The 17,161-nt window shown below is 59.5% G+C and carries 10 protein-coding genes; 6 read left to right on the top strand and 4 right to left on the bottom strand.

Going from position 1 to position 17,161, the window contains the following annotated elements; translation table 11 throughout:
• Nucleotides 1-839: 839 nt before the first annotated feature.
• A complete protein-coding gene (locus ACYQ6J_RS02915) occupies nucleotides 840-1,685 on the top strand; it encodes a hypothetical protein (RefSeq protein WP_460182696.1) in 846 nt (281 codons plus the stop codon).
• Between the two features lie 45 nt (nucleotides 1,686-1,730).
• On the opposite strand, the gene ACYQ6J_RS02910 is transcribed toward ACYQ6J_RS02915, so the two are convergent.
• Complete coding sequence (locus tag ACYQ6J_RS02910) at nucleotides 1,731-3,830, bottom strand: bifunctional serine/threonine-protein kinase/formylglycine-generating enzyme family protein (protein ID WP_460182695.1); 2,100 nt, start codon at nucleotides 3,828-3,830, stop codon at nucleotides 1,731-1,733.
• A gap of 373 nt (nucleotides 3,831-4,203) precedes the next feature.
• On the opposite strand from ACYQ6J_RS02910, the gene ACYQ6J_RS02905 reads away from it, so the two are divergent.
• Entirely contained in the window at nucleotides 4,204-5,385 is a 1,182-nt protein-coding gene (locus tag ACYQ6J_RS02905) for a Gfo/Idh/MocA family protein (RefSeq protein WP_460182694.1), read from the top strand.
• A 238-nt stretch (nucleotides 5,386-5,623) separates the two neighbouring features.
• On the opposite strand, the gene ACYQ6J_RS02900 is transcribed toward ACYQ6J_RS02905, so the two are convergent.
• The gene (locus ACYQ6J_RS02900) at nucleotides 5,624-6,304 is read right to left on the bottom strand and encodes a zinc metallopeptidase (RefSeq protein ID WP_460182693.1); all 681 of its coding nucleotides are present in this window, start codon (nucleotides 6,302-6,304) and stop codon (nucleotides 5,624-5,626) included.
• A gap of 461 nt (nucleotides 6,305-6,765) precedes the next feature.
• On the opposite strand from ACYQ6J_RS02900, the gene ACYQ6J_RS02895 reads away from it, so the two are divergent.
• On the top strand, nucleotides 6,766-8,043 hold the full coding sequence (locus ACYQ6J_RS02895; protein ID WP_460182692.1) for a Gfo/Idh/MocA family protein: 1,278 nt from the start codon (nucleotides 6,766-6,768) through the stop codon (nucleotides 8,041-8,043).
• A 188-nt stretch (nucleotides 8,044-8,231) separates the two neighbouring features.
• On the opposite strand, the gene ACYQ6J_RS02890 is transcribed toward ACYQ6J_RS02895, so the two are convergent.
• Both ACYQ6J_RS02890 and ACYQ6J_RS02885 read right to left on the bottom strand, forming a co-directional pair.
• Entirely contained in the window at nucleotides 8,232-8,615 is a 384-nt protein-coding gene (locus ACYQ6J_RS02890) for a hypothetical protein (protein ID WP_460182691.1), read from the bottom strand.
• Between the two features lie 473 nt (nucleotides 8,616-9,088).
• Nucleotides 9,089-10,195, bottom strand: coding sequence for an isocitrate/isopropylmalate dehydrogenase family protein (locus ACYQ6J_RS02885; protein ID WP_460182690.1), 1,107 nt, complete (start codon nucleotides 10,193-10,195; stop codon nucleotides 9,089-9,091).
• Nucleotides 10,196-10,748: 553 nt separating this feature from the next.
• Here ACYQ6J_RS02885 and ACYQ6J_RS02880 point away from each other — a divergent pair.
• From ACYQ6J_RS02880 to ACYQ6J_RS02870, 3 genes are all read left to right on the top strand, one after another.
• The gene (locus ACYQ6J_RS02880; protein WP_460182689.1) at nucleotides 10,749-11,504 is read left to right on the top strand and encodes an ABC transporter ATP-binding protein; all 756 of its coding nucleotides are present in this window, start codon (nucleotides 10,749-10,751) and stop codon (nucleotides 11,502-11,504) included.
• Nucleotides 11,505-11,728: 224 nt separating this feature from the next.
• Nucleotides 11,729-15,037: a Gldg family protein gene (locus ACYQ6J_RS02875; protein WP_460182688.1), complete on the top strand. Its 3,309-nt coding sequence runs from the start codon at nucleotides 11,729-11,731 to the stop codon at nucleotides 15,035-15,037.
• 141 nt (nucleotides 15,038-15,178) lie between these two features.
• Nucleotides 15,179-17,113: a DUF4340 domain-containing protein gene (locus tag ACYQ6J_RS02870; RefSeq protein ID WP_460182687.1), complete on the top strand. Its 1,935-nt coding sequence runs from the start codon at nucleotides 15,179-15,181 to the stop codon at nucleotides 17,111-17,113.
• The last annotated feature ends 48 nt before the right edge of the window (nucleotides 17,114-17,161 follow it).

Below are 17,161 nucleotides of genomic sequence, written 5' to 3'. Positions count from 1 at the left end.
TGAAACGGTCGATTATACGATCGCGAGTCCCTTTTTGCGTAGACGCCGGAAGCGACAAGCGATTCAGAAGGCGGCCGCATGGCACCAGCAACCCGCGCCGGCCCGAATGAAGACGGCATCACGCCGCCGACGGTATGATGAGGCGCAAAAAAAGGCCCCCGGAAGAGGCGGCGTCCCAGGGGGGAAGGACTGTTCGCATTCCGGGAGCGATTGGAGGTCGTTGAGAACCGGAAACCCTCTTCGGCGGACTCCTTCCGCCGACAGACTCACGTTGAGCGCACATTCCGCGGCAAAGCCCGGCCTCCATGCCGGTTTCCCGGCGAGATCTCGCGGGACGACGACGCCCAAATGCAAGCCTCACCGCCGGGTAACTTGCGCCGCGGACGGGGATTCCATCCCACGACCCGGCTGCTTTCAAAAAACGCGTCGCTAAGATAGCGGTCATCCGGCCAAACGGTCAATAGCGTTTTTTCGTGAGACTGGCAGTGGTCGTAAACCGTGACGCACGGCAGAACGTGGTATCAGACCGGAATTGGGGAAATGAGCGGCCCAGCGCTCGGAAACCCTGCCACAACCGTTTCCCGAAAAAGAGCTGGTCAGGCTATTGCTTTTCTTGATTCCGACGCTAGATTACAGGGTGTTTCGTGCGTTATTTTTACCTCTCATCTCTTGCTGCTCGCACCGTCCGGCCACAGTGCAAATCGGGTTTTCCCCATAATTCGGGGCAAATCTTTGCGCGGCGGTTTCCGAGATTTGTTATTTCCGCTGTGACGTGTAGCATTTCCGGTGCTGCGGGGCGCCGGGTAATTTCACTCTTTCTTAATTTGGAGGGCAGTTCCATGAGGCGAGCAGCGGGGCTGCTTTTGGCGTGCCTGTTTACGGTCGGAACCGCAAGGCTTGTCTTGGCCGAGCCGGCCGACCAAGGGGCGAACGCTCAAGGATGCAACTGCGGAGGCGAAAAGTCTTCGGCGGAATCCGACCGCTCTACGTGTCTTTGCCTGTTCTATGAGTACGCAATCTATTACCCTCCGCCGCCGTCTGAACCCCTTTATTACTACTATGGAATGTGCTGTAATCCCAACTGGGGCGGTACCTGCCAGTACATCGACGTTATTCGCCGTAGAACGGGAACCAACCGATGCCGTGTGGAAAACGGCACGGTGATTTGTCCGGAAACTCCGCCCGACACCAGCAATTGCTACTCATACCTTGCAAGTCCGTCTCTGATTCAGACCATTCAGTCGAATCGGGGGAAAAAACCCCGCCCCATACCAAATCCGAAACTGGGCCAAATTGGTGCGAAAAAGGTCCCCAACGACCAGGATGTCGTCACTCTGATAACATACCCCGAGCTACCTGGGAAAATCTCGAAAACCCTTTTTGTTGACATTAAGGCAGGGAAAGAGACTTACCACTTGAAATTGCAGGTTGTGGAACTGGTCGTCCCGAAAATCCGTTGCTATCCGCCGGTCACCAAAACAGTGGAATTGGGGGTGGGTCGGCAATGCGAAAAAGAAACTGAAAACGCTCCCCTGATCGACTCTGCGAAGATCAGCCCCATACCTTCACCGGGGGACTCAGAAGAGACGCGATGTATCTTCGTTGATTTTGGTGAGATCGTGTACTCGGTGTTGCTGGAGGATCCCTACCCGCTGAATCCTACCCCAGCCGAGAGCCAACCGTGAGTCAGTAAGGAGGCTTGGTAGCTGACACTCGGCGTCTCATCCCCGCTACGGGCCGACACCCGAAACGAAATCTTCCGGTCGCAAACGAGGTCGTGCGCTTCGGACGCAGCGAAATCCGAGACCGGGCTTGCGATTGCTGTCATGTACAACAATTCGTCCCGGGGAGACGGTCGGATCGAAAGGGATATCCGCCTTTCGCTCCAGGACGGCGTCGTTTCCGCCGAAGACGATCCTTCCCACCGGAATGATGGATCCGGAATCTCCGTGCGCGACCGCCGGTAGCTTCATACGGCTGAGCGTCCATTCGGCTACGTTCGATGACAGTCCGAAGATTGTATGGCGGGGATCCACATCCAACCGGTCCCCGCAATCCACGCCGACCGGCCCGAATACCCATTTCCGAGGCTCGGCACCCTCGGATTCAGCCCGTCGCGTTTTCGCCAACAGAGAGTTTAACAGTTCATATTCGGCGGCCGTAGGTAATCGCTTTCCCTGAGCCTCCGCTGCGCCCAAGGCTTGATCGAAATTCAAACATGCCACCGCGTCGTCTGGACCGAACTCGCCGTCAAAGCATCCGTCGTTGAATGCCAAATTTGAAATCTCCGACAGTTGCCGAAACGAGACCTCGGTAGTATCCACATAAAAGGCGGGTACGCGCTTTCGGGATGGCAAGCCGCCGACGGCAACGGCCCCGAAGTCCATGATCTCGCCGCCGGGCACGTAGGCCATGCCCGCCGCTACGTGAAGCGGTGGAATCTCGATGCCGGGCAAAACGATGTTTTCGCCCTCTTTCCGCCAATGCCGATGGGTGGCCGGTCCGGGTACCTCCTTCTCATCTTTGGGCACATGCCGGACAACCTCATGGAAACGCCCGTCGTCCATGTAGGCGACCACCAAGTAGTCCCCGGGCGGAACGAAGTTGGTCGCGGGCGTCACGCTTGGGCCCACTCCATGTTCCGGTACCGGTTCGCCCGTATCCTCGTCCAACGGGAAAAACACGACTTTCGCACCGGGAGGATTCGTCTCGATGACCACCCGCTTGAGCAACGCGCGCGAAGCCTGCCAAGCCTGGTACGCGGCGAACATCGCACCGGAGGCGAACAGCAGCACGATGCCAGCCGCCAGAGCGGGCAAGGGATTGCGGCGAACCCAGCGCCATGCCCGCTCCAGTCGCCCCGCCCTCTTGGCCAAGATCGGCTTGCCGGCCAAGTAACGGCGGAGGTCCTCGGCCATCGCCCCGGCCGAGGCATACCGGCGTTCCGGTTGCTTGGCCATCGCGGTCAGGCATATCGTCTCCAAATCGCGCGGGATGCGTCTGTCCACGCCTCGCGGGGGTGTTGCCTCCTGGTGCTGAATCTCGTCAAACAGACCCTGCCACGAGGTCCCTTGGAAGGGCAGTCGGCCGGTCAACATCTCGTAGAGAATGACGCCCAAGGAGAACACATCGCTCCGGGGATCAGCGTCGCGCGACCCCCCCCGCGCCTGCTCGGGAGACATGTAGGCCGGCGTGCCCAAAATCACGCCTTCCGCCGTCACCGTCGATTCGGCCGAATCTTGCTTCGCGATGCCGAAATCTGTGACGTACGGCCTGCCGGCGGAATCCAGCAGAATATTGGCGGGCTTCAGATCGCGGTGGATCACTCCGGCCTGATGGGCGTGTTGGAGCGCATCCGCCACCTGGAGGCAGATACCGGCCGCTTCGCAAAAGGTGAGACGCCGCGAAACGAGTCGCTCCGCCAGCGTCGGCCCGTCGATGAAATCGGCCGCGATATAGGGTCGTCCCTCGACCATGCCGACCTCGTGGACGGCCACGATGTTGGGATGCCGCAATTTGGCCGCCGCCCGCGCTTCTCGGAGAAACCATTCCCGAGTCGCTTCATCCATGTGCTCGGTGCGGGGAACCTTGAGCGCCACCACTCGCCCCAGTTGGGTATCCAAGGCCTTGAAGACCTCGCCGAAGTGCCCGGTCCCTACGTGGAGCAACAGTTGGAAGTGTCCCAAGGGTTGCAATTCCTTGGGCGCAAACGTGGCCGTCTCCGACAAGAAGCTCAATCGCTTGCCGCACTTGGGACACACATCCAAGTGCGGGAACTCGTCGCCGCTCCATCCCACACTGCTCGAGCAAAACGGACAACGCACTCGCATGGCTTTTCCGTCTCGACAATCCGTGACCGTGGTGCGTTGGAACAGTGCGATTCCGTCGAGGCGAGCGTTCAACGGGGAGGATGTCGTTATCATTATAGCAACCGGGAAAGCGGCAACGCAAAAGAAGGCCGCCGGTGTTTTCTTGGCGATCAAGAGCGCGTCTTCGCCCGAACGCCACTGCCGGCATCGGCATCGAATTCGCACCGCCTGCGGACGCTCGAAATCGGACTTGTCGATGGCATGCGGCGGGCGCCACCGCGGTTTTCATCGCGCTTTGGGGCGGGACCTTGTAAACGCCGCAAGATGCGTTATAAAAAAGCAACCAGAGGTCTTGTCGGACATTCCGGTTCACGAATCACGCGGAGGAATCACCATGGCAACCATCAATGTGGCCCTCATCGGCCAAGGCTTCATGGGGCGTTCCCACTCCAATGCTTGGGGCCAAGTGGCCAAGTTCTTTAAGCCGCCCATCAAGCCCGTCATGCACACGGTGTTTGGTCAACCGGAGGAAAACCCGCAGGCCTTTGCCGCCAATTGGGGCTGGCAAAATGCGGCAACCGACTGGGAAGCCCTGGTGAAGTCACCCGAGATCGGCTTGGTGGACGTGGTGACGCCGAATTACATGCATGCTCCTGTTGCCAAAGCCGCCATTCTGGCCGGAAAGCACGTGGCTTGCGAAAAGCCGATCGCCGGGACGCTCGCCGACGCCCGCGAAATGGTGGAAGCCGCCAAGAAAGCCAACGTCAAGACTTTCGTGTGGTTCAATTACCGCCGCTGCCCTGCCGTGGCCCTGGCCCATCAGTTGGTCAAACAGGGCAAACTGGGCGAGATTCGACACGTCCGCGCCACTTATTTGCAAGATTGGGCCGACGATAACGTCCCTCTGCTCTGGCGGTTTGATAAGACCCTGGCCGGTTCCGGCGCCCATGGCGACCTCAACGCGCACATCGTGGACATGACGCGCTTCGTCACGGGCATGGAAATCGTAGAAATTGCAGGTGCCATCGCCGAGACCTTCATTAAGAAGCGCAAGTTGCCGACGGGCGTATCGGCGGGTGGTATTGCGTCGGGTCGGGCGGGCGCCGATCAATGGGGAGATGTCACGGTCGACGATGCCGTGCTCTTCCTGGCCCGGTTCTCGAACGGCGCCGTCGCCAGTTTCGAGGCCGCGCGTCAAGCGACCGGCAATCAAAACCGCAATACTTTCGAGATCAACGGCACGAAGGGCGCCCTCAAGTTTGATTTTGAGCGGATGAACGAGTTGCTCTTCTATGATGCCACGCTCCCCCGGGCCGTACAGGGCTGGACCAACATCATGGTGACGCACGGCGGAGATCACCCCTACGTCGCAAATTGGTGGCCCGATGCGCACATCATCGGCTACGAGCACGGCTTCGTAAACCAGGCCTACGACATCTTGAAAGTACTGGCGGGCGAAGAACCGACCGTACCGCTGCCGGACTTCGAGGACGCTTACAACACGCAACGGGTGTTGGAGGCGGCATTGATTTCGGCCGCAGAGCGTCGGCCCGTCAACCTGGACGACGTAAAATGATACGTCGTGGCGGCCTGAGCTTTTGCCGTTCGGAAAAGCCCGTAAAAAACCCGATCTTTCGGACCGGAGTAGAGTAATCAGGCCGAAGAAGCAAGACATTCACCCTGCTTAGAATCGCCACCTTGGTTCGACATCCGCAAGCAGGGCGTTGCCGCGAAGAGGAAGTCGCGATTTTCAGGGCGATTGGGGAGTGAGGAACACATTCCCAATCGCCCGCTCTTTCGGCACCAACCGGGAATCACTCGCGACTTCGACCGCTAACCAGCAGAAGGTAGTACAGTAACGTCAACACGGCCTGCAATGTGGCCGCCACGTACGTCAGCGCCGCCGCGTTGAGAACTTTGTTGACGTAAACCATTTCTTCTCGCGGCACGATTCCCAGGGCGACCAACTGCTGCTTGGCGCGGTTGCTGGCGTTGAATTCCACCGGTAGATTCACGAGTTGGAAGAGAACAACCGCCGAGAACAGAATCACACCGGCCCAAGCCAGCCACTGAAGCCCCAAACCTATCCCGAACAACAGGGCCAAGAAGCCGGCGTTGCCCCCGAAACCGGCCACCGGCACGATGGCCTGCGTGAAGACCAAGGGCGCGTACGCCCGAGCATGCTGAATCGCATGCCCCGCTTCGTGGGCTGCAATACCCACCGCCGCCAAGCTATTCCCTCGATACACATCCGGGCTGAGGCGAATGACCCTTTCGGCCGGTGAATAGTGATCGCTCAATTCGCCCGGCGTCATCTCGACCGCGATGTCTTGAAGCCCTGCGGAATCCAAGATGTACCGCGCCGCTGCCGCCCCGGACAAGGACGCCCGCATCTGCGAAGCCCGCGCGTACGTGCTCCGTACCCGAAAGTTAGCCCACAACCCCAACAAGAAGGCAGGCGCGATCAGGATGAAGTACAGAGGGTCGAAAATCATCGTCGGACCTTAATCTTTTTCATTCCCAGCAAACCCAAGTCCACTCGAGCACCCGCCTCATCCGGCCCGCAGTCTATCCGCCGAGTCGACCGACTAGGGTAACACGAAGACGGACGACGGCGGGCGGGGCTTCAAAAACAAATCTTAAGAGGGGGTGCCTACAACTCTAACCTATTGCATTCTACGTTATCGTTGCCCCGGCGGCCAGCCTTTGTTGCGGGGTCGCCGCACTCGCTTCCGCCTTACCACGGGACGGCCTCGACGGCAAGCCGGTTGGGCCAAGCGGAATCGACTTTCTTATTGCATACCGTGGCGACCGCCATTAACATTGCTATCACTTAGAGGCCCCACGTACCCCCACCAGTCGAAGGATCATCCTCTTGCGAAGGGACTCTCCCGTGACCGGGTCCCTTCAACCATTGCGCCCCGTTGGTTTCAGCCGAATTGGAAAGGAACACAAGATGAAGGGTTCGCCAATCACTCGCAGGTCGCTTGTGCAAGGCCTGGCCGCATCGACCGTGGCGTTGCCTTATTGGGTCTCCGGTCGGGCTTTGGGGCTGGAAGGCGCCGCGCCCGCGAACGAGCGCGTTCAAACCGGCCACATCGGCGTCGGAGGTCGAGGGAGCGATCTTATGCGCGGCTTTCTGTCCAATCCCGGCGCTCAGCCCGTCGCCGTGGCCGATGCCTATCAAGATCGCCGCGACGCGATGGCGTCGGCCATCCAAGGCAAGGCCTACGCGGACTTTCGCGAATTACTCGCCCGCGACGACATTGACGCCGTGGTCATCGCGACTCCCGATCATTGGCACGTTCCCATCGCGCTGATGGCCGCCAAGGCGGGAAAACACGCCTACGTGGAGAAACCCCTGGGACTGACGATCGAGCAGGATCTCGTCTGCCGAAACGTCTTCCAGAAGAAAAAGCTCGTCTTCCAGTACGGTACGCAGCAGCGAAGCTCCGCCCACTGCCGATTCGGTTGTGAACTGGTGCGGAGTGGAAAGATCGGCGAATTGAAGCGCATCGAAGTGATCGCTCCCGACGGGGGAGCGGGCGGGGTCACCGAACCCGCCGATCCTCCGCCGAACCTCGACTACGAGATGTGGATCGGTCCCGCGCCCATGAAGCCCTATACTCCAAGCCGCTGCGTCACCCCGGGGACCTACTGGATTTATGATTACTCCATCGGCTTCCTGGCTGGGTGGGGTGCCCACCCCTTGGATATCATGGTCTGGGGTTGCGACGCCGACTTGGCCGGGCCGATGACTTTCCAAGGCTCGGGAGAAATCCCCAAAGAAGGACTTTACGACACCGTGATCCACTGGGATGTGACCGTCCGCATGGCCAACGGTATCGAGATGACCTTCAAACCTGGTAGCGACTCCACCAAGTTCATCGGGACGGAAGGGTGGGTCGACGTCCGGCGCGCCGGTATCAGCGCCGAACCGAAGTCGCTGTTGGACGTCAAATTAGGCCCCGACGACGTGCACTTGACCGTCAGTCCGCGTCACGACATCAACTTCGTGGAATCGATCAAGGCCGGCAGGGAAGCGATCGCCCCGGTCGCCGACGCCGCCAGGTCCGACATCATCAGCCAAATGTGCGATATCGCCATTCGTCTGGGACGCGAAGTGACCTGGGACCCGAAGACGGAGGAGATCGTTAATGACGCCGAGGCGTCCGCCATGATGCGGCGCCCGATGCGCGAGCCGTGGCGTTTGGAAGTGCCCAGTGACGTCTGAACGTGAGCGAAGAAGGCTACTCCAGCGTCCGGCAAGGGTGCCGGCCTTTGTGTGAGTGCGAAAGCCTCCCGGCGTCAAAATGCGAGCGGCCTGCTCATAGCAGACCGCTCGTCTTTCGTATTTTCCATGGGGTGATCGGCTCGGACTCGCCTCGCAGCGCACCTCGGCCGGCGATTCACGCCGTACCGTCACCAATCGATCGAGAAGCCGAGTCGCGGTCCGTAAATGCCGATCGATCCGTGGCCGGACGACCGATATCGGTAGTAATCATGGCCCCGGTAATACGAACTTCCGTGATGCGGAACGGCCACAGGAGGATGGCCGGGGAACGGAATCACCACCGGCGGATGATGCGGGACTGGGGGCCGAATCACAACCGGTCCGCCGTAGCATCTCCTCCCGTGATACGAATACCCGTAGTGCGCCAATTGCACTGCGCCGTGGGGGCCGGCATCAGAGCTACGCAACACCGTCGTGCTCCGAGACCGCATGACCGAAACCTGATCGGCCCAAGCCTGGGAACCGATCGCCAACGCACCCATCACCGCGAGAGTCAAAGTAGCCCAACGCATCGCCGTGTCCTCCTCTGAACAGGAACCTGGGTCTTTTGGTTCGCGACACCCATCGTCGCCAACCTGCCGTGCCGGTTCGCAGATTTTGCAAACCCCGTTCCTTGACGGCGTTCGATTCCATAAGTACTTATTAGTTCTATAGAAAAGAATTTTATTGTAATTGCTCGTCGGCCCGTGAGAAGCAACAGGCGCAGTCACACAGATTACACAAGCGAATCACTGTGACTGCGCAGCATTCGTCCCGCACCAGGTACGGTGCATTTCCAGTTGCAGATTGAGAAGAGGGTCGGAAATGGCTGCAACGCATCGGCGCCGCGATCCCGACGCGGCGACGCGTCTTGCTAGGCAGGATGTCGGTTCCGTACAAGAAGTATCGTAAACGGATGGGCCAAAGTTACTGCTTTTCGGCCTCCGGTTACGCCGGAATGCGGGCTGTCGGCGGGCCGCTAAGTCCGGAATCCTTCTGCGACCGATTATGCCCCTTCGGCGATTTTGCGGCAGATGGCATCCGCCATCTCGTGAGTCCCAACCGCCGTCGGATCGTCCCGACTGGGCTTCATGTCGTAGGTCACGTCTCGGCCTTCGCGAATGACCGCCGCCACCGCCCGCTCCAACCGGTCCGCCGCTTCGTTTTCCTTCAAATAGCGGAGCATCAGTACCGCGGACAAGATCAGCGCAGTCGGATTGACTTTATTCAGTCCCTTGTACTTCGGCGCGCTGCCGTGGGTGGCCTCGAAGACCGCCCCTTCGTCCCCGATATTCGCCCCAGGAGCGACGCCCAGTCCTCCAATCAGTCCGGCGGCCAGATCGCTCAGGATATCTCCGTACAGATTAGGCAGCACCAGAACGTCGTACAACTCCGGCTTCTGCACCAGTTGCATGCACATGTTGTCGACGATCCGATCTTCGAATTCGATATCGGGAAACTCCTCGGCGACGCTTCGGGCCACTTCCAGGAATAAGCCGTCCGTGAACTTCATGATGTTCGCCTTGTGGACCGCCGTCACCTTCTTTCGCCCGTTCTCCTTCGCGTATTGGAACGCGAATCTTACGATTCGCTGCGTCCCGGATACGCTAATCGGCTTGATGGAGATGCCGGTCTCGCTCGGGCCGGTCTTGATCTTTCGATCCGTGGCAACTCGGTTGATGAACTCGATCAATTCCGCGGTCGCCGAGGCACCTCGCTGAAATTCCACACCGGCGTACAGATCCTCCGTGTTCTCACGCACGATCACCAAATCGACGGGAACGCTCTCAAAGAAAGTCCGAACGCCCGGATAGTACTTGCACGGCCGCAGACAGGCGTAAAGCCCCAACGCTTGGCGGAGATAAACGTTGATGCTGCGAAAGCCCGTCCCCACCGGAGTGGTAATCGGTGCCTTCAGAGCGCACCGCGTTCGCCGGATGCTCTCCATGGTGGAATCCGGGAGAGGGGTTCCGGTTCGCTCCATCACATCCACGCCCGCCTCTTGCACGTCCCAGCGGATTTCGACCCCCGTGGCGTCGACACAACGGCGAGCCGCCGCTGCGAGTTCAGGTCCAACCCCATCGCCTGTAATCAATGTGACATCATGCGGCATGGATGCGTTCCTCTCCTTTTCCAGTTCTCTGAAATCGCCTTCGCTAACGGATTCAAGACGGCGTGCCCTGAAACAAGCGGGCATGCACGCCTTTTTGGGGGACGAACAACCCGCCGGAGGCATCCGCAAAACATTAGATTTTACCAACCGCCGGGAAACAATAAACGGGTCGCGCCGCGAGAATGCAAACCGCCCTTGCCCGTTTCCGCATGAAATCAGCAACACTCGGCCCAGTGTCGGTAACAACTGCACTGTTAGGAAAGCCGGGAAGTCTGGCAAAGGGTTATCTGGCGAACTATAATCACAACTTTGTACACCTCCGCGACTACCAATACCATCTCGCCGGTATCCCCGAGAAGCAAAGGATACCGTTTGCCGGCGGCGCAATTCTCTCCGATGCCGCTTGCCGAAGTTTGTGCGATGTTTCACCGGCAGGGACACCGAGAAGAGTGTTTTGTCGTCGGACCGTGCAGCAATCGAATAAGCAGCGGCTTGGTGCGACCGCAACCGTTCCGTCATAAGACTTCTTTTAACGGAAGTGGAGTCGAAGAAGATGGCTGCCAAAGAAGCTCGGCCCATGATCGAGGCCGTCGGCCTTTCCAAGTATTACGGCGACTTTGCGGCCGTGGAGAATGTGTCATTTTCCGTTCACGACGGCGAGGTCGTGGCTTTTCTTGGCCCCAACGGGGCGGGCAAGAGTACGACCATGAAATTATTGACGGGCTACTTGGCACCGTCGGCGGGCATTGCCCGGATCGCCGGATTCGATATGTCGTCACATCGACTCGAAGGATCCCGACGACTGGGCTACCTTCCCGAAAACGGACCGCTGTATCTCGACATGCCGCCGATCGCTCTGCTACGGTTCTTTGCCGAGGCCCGCGGAATCCCCCCCGCCGAACGCACGGACCGAATCCGCGAAGTGGTGGAGCTTTGCTCGCTGGAAGGCGTGTTGGGTAAGCCGATCGGCAAGCTTTCACGGGGCTATCGCCAGCGGGTTGGCATGGCGCAGGTGCTTCTGCATCAACCGGACGTGCTCATCATGGACGAGCCGACGGCGGGATTGGACCCCAACCAAATTCACGAGGTCCGCGAGACGATCCGCCGCTTGATGGACCAGAACAAGACGATACTGCTTTCCACCCACATCCTGCAAGAGGTGGAAGCAATGGCCACCCGCGTCCTATTTATCAATGAGGGCCGCCTGGTGTTTGACGGTTCGGTGGAGGAAGTGACGCGGAGCGGTCGGCCGCTCGATCAATGGTTCCGCGAAATGACGGCGGTCGCTGAAGAGGCCGTTGCGACATGACGAAAACTCGCTCCGCTTCTTCGGTCGGGCTGGGACCGTCTCGCGGAAAATCAACTCACCCATGCGACATGCTCGTTCCACCGACCCGATCGCGGATTTCTCGTGATCTCAGCGGAAAGTCAAATTAAGAGATGACGGTGTTTTTTGCCCCGGCGATCAGGGATACCCAACTCGCTTAGGCCACACAACCTTGGGTGCAAACCGATTCGGAAACGGGTACGACCATGAACACAAAGGTCTTGCTTGCGGTTGTCAAACGAAACTTTCTCAGTTACTTTGCCAGCCCCACGGCTTACCTCTTCATCTGCGTGTTTGTGGCTCTCAGTACGGTGGCGGCGTTTTGGCCCAACGACTTCTTCGACGCCAATTTGGCCAATCTCGATCAGCTCAACAAATGGTTTCCCTACGTGATGCTGGTCTTCATTCCGGCCGTGACGATGGGAATCTGGTCCGATGAACGGCGGCAAGGGACGGACGAACTCCTGCTCACCATGCCCGCCACCGATTGGCAGATCGTCTTGGGCAAGTACCTTGCGGCCGTTCTCATTTTCACCGTGTCGCTGTTGTTCTCGTTGGTCTGCAATACGGCGGTGCTCTTTTCCCTGGGCAGTCCCGACGTCGGTCTGCTGTTGAGCACCTATATCGGATATTGGTTGGTCGGATTGGCCATGCTCGGCATCGGCATGGTGGCGTCGTTTTTCACCGCGAACCTGACGGTGGCCTACATCCTGGGCGTGGTCCTGAACGCCCCCGCTGTGTTCCTCAATGCCGCCGACGCCATCCTTCGCCACGATGTAGCGTTGGAAGCGAAGGGCTGGAGCATCAGCGAGCAGTTCGGTACGTTCGGTCGCGGTTTGATTACGCTTTCCGCGACGGCCTACTTCATCGCCTTGGTGGCGCTCTCGCTATACCTCGCCATGGTCCTCATCGGTCGCCGACACTGGCCCACGGGGGAATCGCGACTTCCGGCGGGTTTGTTCTACGGCGTCCTGCACTTCTGCTGGCTCGGCAGCGCGGTGGTGTTTTGGGTGCTGCTTCGAGACCGCTTCTCGGACGTGAATCTGCTGATCGTGTTACTGGCCGCCGGGTACTTCTTGGTGCACGCCGCCTTGCTGTACCTATGGCAATGTCACCCGAATCGCGGGTCCGTCACGTATTTGTCGCTCGTTCCGCCGGCCATGCACGTTCTCAGCGTCTTGGTCGTGCTCGCTGCCGCCGTCTTTTTGGGTGGAAATCTGGCGCGAGGAGAATCGCCGGCTACGTTTTGGATATTGTTGGGCATCCTCCTCGCTCTGCACGTCCTATTCTTCCTGGGTTGGTGGTTGTTCCCAAGGCAAACTTCCTTGATGCCCGCCCATTTCACGATCCGTGCCGGTGCCTTCGGTACGCTGGCTTTGGGGCTGGTGGCCCTGCTGCAAGTCGCCGACCTGCGTTTGGACATGACCAGCGAGCGTCTGAGTTCGCTGTCTCCCGAAACGATCAAGATTCTGCGTTCTCTTGATCCCCAGCATCCGGTGCAGATCGAGGCCTTCATCAGTTCGGAGGTCCCCGAAAGCTACATCCAAGTTCGCGCCAACCTGATCAATCTGCTGCGCGAGTTTCAAGCCCGCGGCAAGAATCTTCGCGTGCGGATCAACAATACCGAACCTTACAGCGCGGAAGCCCAGCGAGCGGCGGACCGCTTCAACATCACGCCGCAACGCGTGATGGCCATGCAACAGGGCCGCTACACCGAAATGCGGGTATTCCTCGGCGTGGCCTTTACGTGCGGCTTGGAGAAGGTGGTGGTGCCGTTCATCGATCGCGATATTCCGGTGGAGTACGAACTGATTCGTTCCGTGGCCACCGTGACGCAGCAAAAGCGCAAGCGACTGGGAATCCTCGATACGGACGCCAAGTTGTTCGGCGAGTTCTCGATGGGCGGCGGCGAAGGTCGGTGGCCCATCGTCGACGAATTGGAGAAACAGTTCGAAGTCGTACGGGTCGCCCCTGCGGACTTGGTTACCAACGATGAGGAATGCGCCAAGGCCGGCATGAAGGTGTTGGGTCTGACTGACGACGCGGAAGATAAGATCATCGACCGCGGACGCGAACTGCTGGGCATCAGCGAACCCCGCGAAAAACTCTCCCCGGAACAAATCACCCAGTGCAAGGACCGCGTGCGTGAAGAGGCCTTGAAATTGGGGCGATTCGACGTCCTCTTGGCCGTCCAACCGTCTTCGCTCTCCCCCGACGACATGAATCGGTTTCTGGCGACCGTCAGCTACGGGCAACCCACGGTGATTTTCGAGGATCCGCTGCCGATTTTCGCCTCGGGCGTACCCGCCACCTCCGAAGAACGGCGCCCGCCCATGCAAATGATGATGTTCGGCGCGCGACCGCAACCGAAAGGCGACATCACCGCCTTGTGGCGGAAGTTGGGAATCGACTTCTCGGCCGATGAGATTGTGTGGCAGCAATACAACCCCTACCCGAAGTTGGAACTCTTCCAACGGAATCCGGAGTTCGTCTTCATCAACCGCAACTGCGGCGCGGAGGAACCTTTCAATCGAGAACAATCGGTCACGGCGGCGTTGGAACAGGTGCTGTTCCCGTTCCCGGGCTACTTGACTCGCTTGAACAATTCCACGATGAAGTTCACACCGTTGACTCGGACCGGCAGAGTGACGGGCACGGTCCGCTTTAATGACGTTTTTCGCATGGACTTCTTGACCGGACGGCGGCAAATCAACGACCAACGACCGCGCACCGCGACGAAAACGGAGTATGTTTTGGCCGCCTTGATCGAGGGCACGCTGCCCGAACTCAAGGTCATCTCCGGCGGCGAACAGAGCGATCCCGCCGCCCCGCCCGCCGGAAAGGTGGAGGAAGTCGCGGGCAAGACGCATCCCGTGCGCGTCGCCTTGGTGGCCGATATCGACATGCTGCATGAGACCTTTTTCCGCCTGCGTCAACAGAAGGATCTCCCCGGCTTGGACGTTCGCCTCGACTTCGACAATGTGACGATGGTTCTCAACCTGTTGGATCTGATGGCGGGCGAGGATCGATTCATCGACATCCGCAATCGGCGGCCCAAGCATCGCACGCTCACGCGGATCGAAAAAGCGACGGAGATCGCCCGGCAGCGAGCGGCCGAGCAAAGACAAAAACTCCAAGACGCCTACGATCAAATCGAGCAAGAGGAGCGCGACAAACTGGATGAAGCCGTAAAGAAGCTTGAAGCGGACATGCAGAAACAGAATCTCAGCACGGACGAGATCGTGCGGCGCGTGGCCATCGCTCAACAACAGGGCGAGCGGCGCATGTCCGCGCGGATGGAGGAGGAACGCCAAAAGCGCGACCGCGAACTGGAACGGATCGAAACCGAACTCGCTCTCTACGTTCGCGGCCTGCAAAATTCGTACAAAATGGCGTCCGTGCTCATTCCTCCGCTATTCCCTCTGGCTCTCGCCGCCGTGATCTTCGTATGGCGCCGAGCCAGAGAATTGGAGGGGGTCCCGGCTCGACGCCGCGCCCGTCGCGGGTCCTCATGACCGCAGCGTCGCCGCCCCAGGATCGCGTTCGGTGACCGAAAGCGTGTTTTCGATGTCCGTTTTTGCGTCGAGCAGCATGTAGCATCAAGCCGCTTCCGCCTCGACTCCGAGCGGAATGCCGTCAAAGAGGAGTAGTTCTCCATGACCGAAACCCGTAAGACTTTCCTTTTCGTCGGTGCGACGCTGGTCGTCTTGGCCGTTGCCTGGTGGGCGAGATACGTCCCGCCCGCCGGCGATGTCGGCGACATGCGGGGCAAGGTTCTTTTCCCCTCGTTTTCCAATGCCCTCGATGCTGCGAGCCTCGAAATCACCGAATACGATCCCAACACCGTCGGCATCAAGTCCTTCAAGGTAGCGCAGGTCAATAATCGCTGGTCGATACCCAGTCACGACAACTATCCGGCGGACGCCAAGGACCACCTAGCCCAGGCCGCCACGTCCCTAATCGGTTTGAAAGTCCTCGACGTCGCGGCGTCCTCGCCGACTCAAGAAGAATTGGCGATGTTCGGCGTCGTCACGCCCGACCCCGACAAAACGACTCTCGGCACCCGGGGAATCGGCAAGAGGGTTGTGATGCGCGATGCCGGGGATCGCGTCCTGATCGACATCATCTTGGGCAACAAGCTCAAAGACGACGAACAACTCCGCTATGTCCGCGTGAGCGGACAAGACCCCGTCTACGTCGTCAAGCTTTCCGACGACAAGCTTTCCAGTAACTTCGGGGACTGGATCGAGAAGGATTTGCTGAAACTGAACCCGTGGGACGTTAAGGACGTGCAACTGCACGACTACTCGTTCGACAGCCTGACCAGCGGCATCGAACCGCGATCGCAAATCATCTTGAAATACGATGATTTGGGGAATCCTCGCTGGAGTCTCTCGCAGGATTTGGCGTTCGACGCGAAAACCATGTCGTGGAAACCGCGTTCCCTGGCGGACGACGAGGAATTGGACACGGCGAAATTGGACGCCCTTCGTACCGCCCTGGACGATCTGAAGATCGTGGACGTCCGCAAGAAGCCGGAGGGGTTGAGTGCATCCCTCAGCACCGACGGTTCCTTCACCACCAATCAAGAGGCGCTCGCCGACCTTCAACGCGCGGGCTTCTTCGCGACGTCGGCCCGCCAGTTCTATCAGATATTCCCGCCCGTCGGTTCTCGCAAGATCGACATGAACGGCGTGGAAATCATTTCCAGCGAGGGTGAGATTCGCGTCGGCATGAAGGATGGAGTGCGGTACTTGCTGCGATTCGGCCGAGTCTTGGAAGGGGAAGGCGGCGGCACGGATTCCGGCAGCGATCAAAACGTCAATCGCTTTCTGCTTGTCACCGCGGAGTTCGACCCACAATTGATACCCGAACCGGAATTGGAGCCTCTGCCCGACCTCCCCGCTGAAGCCGCACCGAGCGAGCCGAAAGCAGAGGCAACTCAGAATACACCCGATAATGCGACCGCTCCCGCCGCCGAGGGCGGAGAGACCAAAGCCGAAAATGCCGAAGGCGCCCAAGACGACACCCAGGCCGAAAAACCTTCCGGTGAAACTTCGGAAAAGAAGGCCGATGACGTCAAGGCCGAGCGGGAACGCATCGAAAAGGATAACCAACGAAAGCGGGACGAGTACCAGGAGAAACTGAAGAAGGGCGAAGAGCGAGTCAAGGAGTTGAACGCTCGGTTTGCCGAATGGTACTACATCATTTCCGACGAGGTCTATCGAAAGATTCGGCTCAGCCGTCAGGATATTGTGAAGAAGAAGGAGTCCTCGCCCCCCGCCGCCGGCACGCCGTCGGAAAACGGTGCTGGGGCACCCTCGGAGACGGAAAGCCAGCAACCGGCGACGGAATCGGCAACCGGCGAGACCCCAGCGCCGCCTGCCGCTCCGCAGGCAACCGAACCTCAGTCGCCTCAGTCTGGTGAAATGCCGTCCCCCGAGCAACCTTCGGGCGAATCCGCATCGGGCGCGGGCGGGGCTTCATCGTCGCCGGAAGGACAAGACGGATCCGGTGACAGCGCCCCGGCGTCTTCCGGTTCCGCGGATGGGCAAGGGAATGCCGCACCGGCAGAGACCGGCGCCCCGTAAATCGGCGAAACGCTCCGGCTCCGCCGGGCGCAACTGCCGGAACCGAAA

This window comes from Thermopirellula anaerolimosa, from assembly GCF_054657335.1.
This window is presented reverse-complemented; position numbering and strand designations above follow the sequence as displayed.

Coding starts and splice junctions, on each gene's coding strand:
- ACYQ6J_RS02915 (WP_460182696.1), top strand. CDS start 840: ATGAGGCGAGCAGCGGGGCTGCTTTTGGCGTGCCTGTTTACGGTCGGA.
- ACYQ6J_RS02875 (WP_460182688.1), top strand. CDS start 11,729: ATGAACACAAAGGTCTTGCTTGCGGTTGTCAAACGAAACTTTCTCAGT.
- ACYQ6J_RS02895 (WP_460182692.1), top strand. CDS start 6,766: ATGAAGGGTTCGCCAATCACTCGCAGGTCGCTTGTGCAAGGCCTGGCC.
- ACYQ6J_RS02900 (WP_460182693.1), bottom strand. CDS start 6,304: ATGATTTTCGACCCTCTGTACTTCATCCTGATCGCGCCTGCCTTCTTG.
- ACYQ6J_RS02910 (WP_460182695.1), bottom strand. CDS start 3,830: ATGCGAGTGCGTTGTCCGTTTTGCTCGAGCAGTGTGGGATGGAGCGGC.
- ACYQ6J_RS02880 (WP_460182689.1), top strand. CDS start 10,749: ATGGCTGCCAAAGAAGCTCGGCCCATGATCGAGGCCGTCGGCCTTTCC.
- ACYQ6J_RS02905 (WP_460182694.1), top strand. CDS start 4,204: ATGGCAACCATCAATGTGGCCCTCATCGGCCAAGGCTTCATGGGGCGT.
- ACYQ6J_RS02890 (WP_460182691.1), bottom strand. CDS start 8,615: ATGCGTTGGGCTACTTTGACTCTCGCGGTGATGGGTGCGTTGGCGATC.
- ACYQ6J_RS02885 (WP_460182690.1), bottom strand. CDS start 10,195: ATGCCGCATGATGTCACATTGATTACAGGCGATGGGGTTGGACCTGAA.
- ACYQ6J_RS02870 (WP_460182687.1), top strand. CDS start 15,179: ATGACCGAAACCCGTAAGACTTTCCTTTTCGTCGGTGCGACGCTGGTC.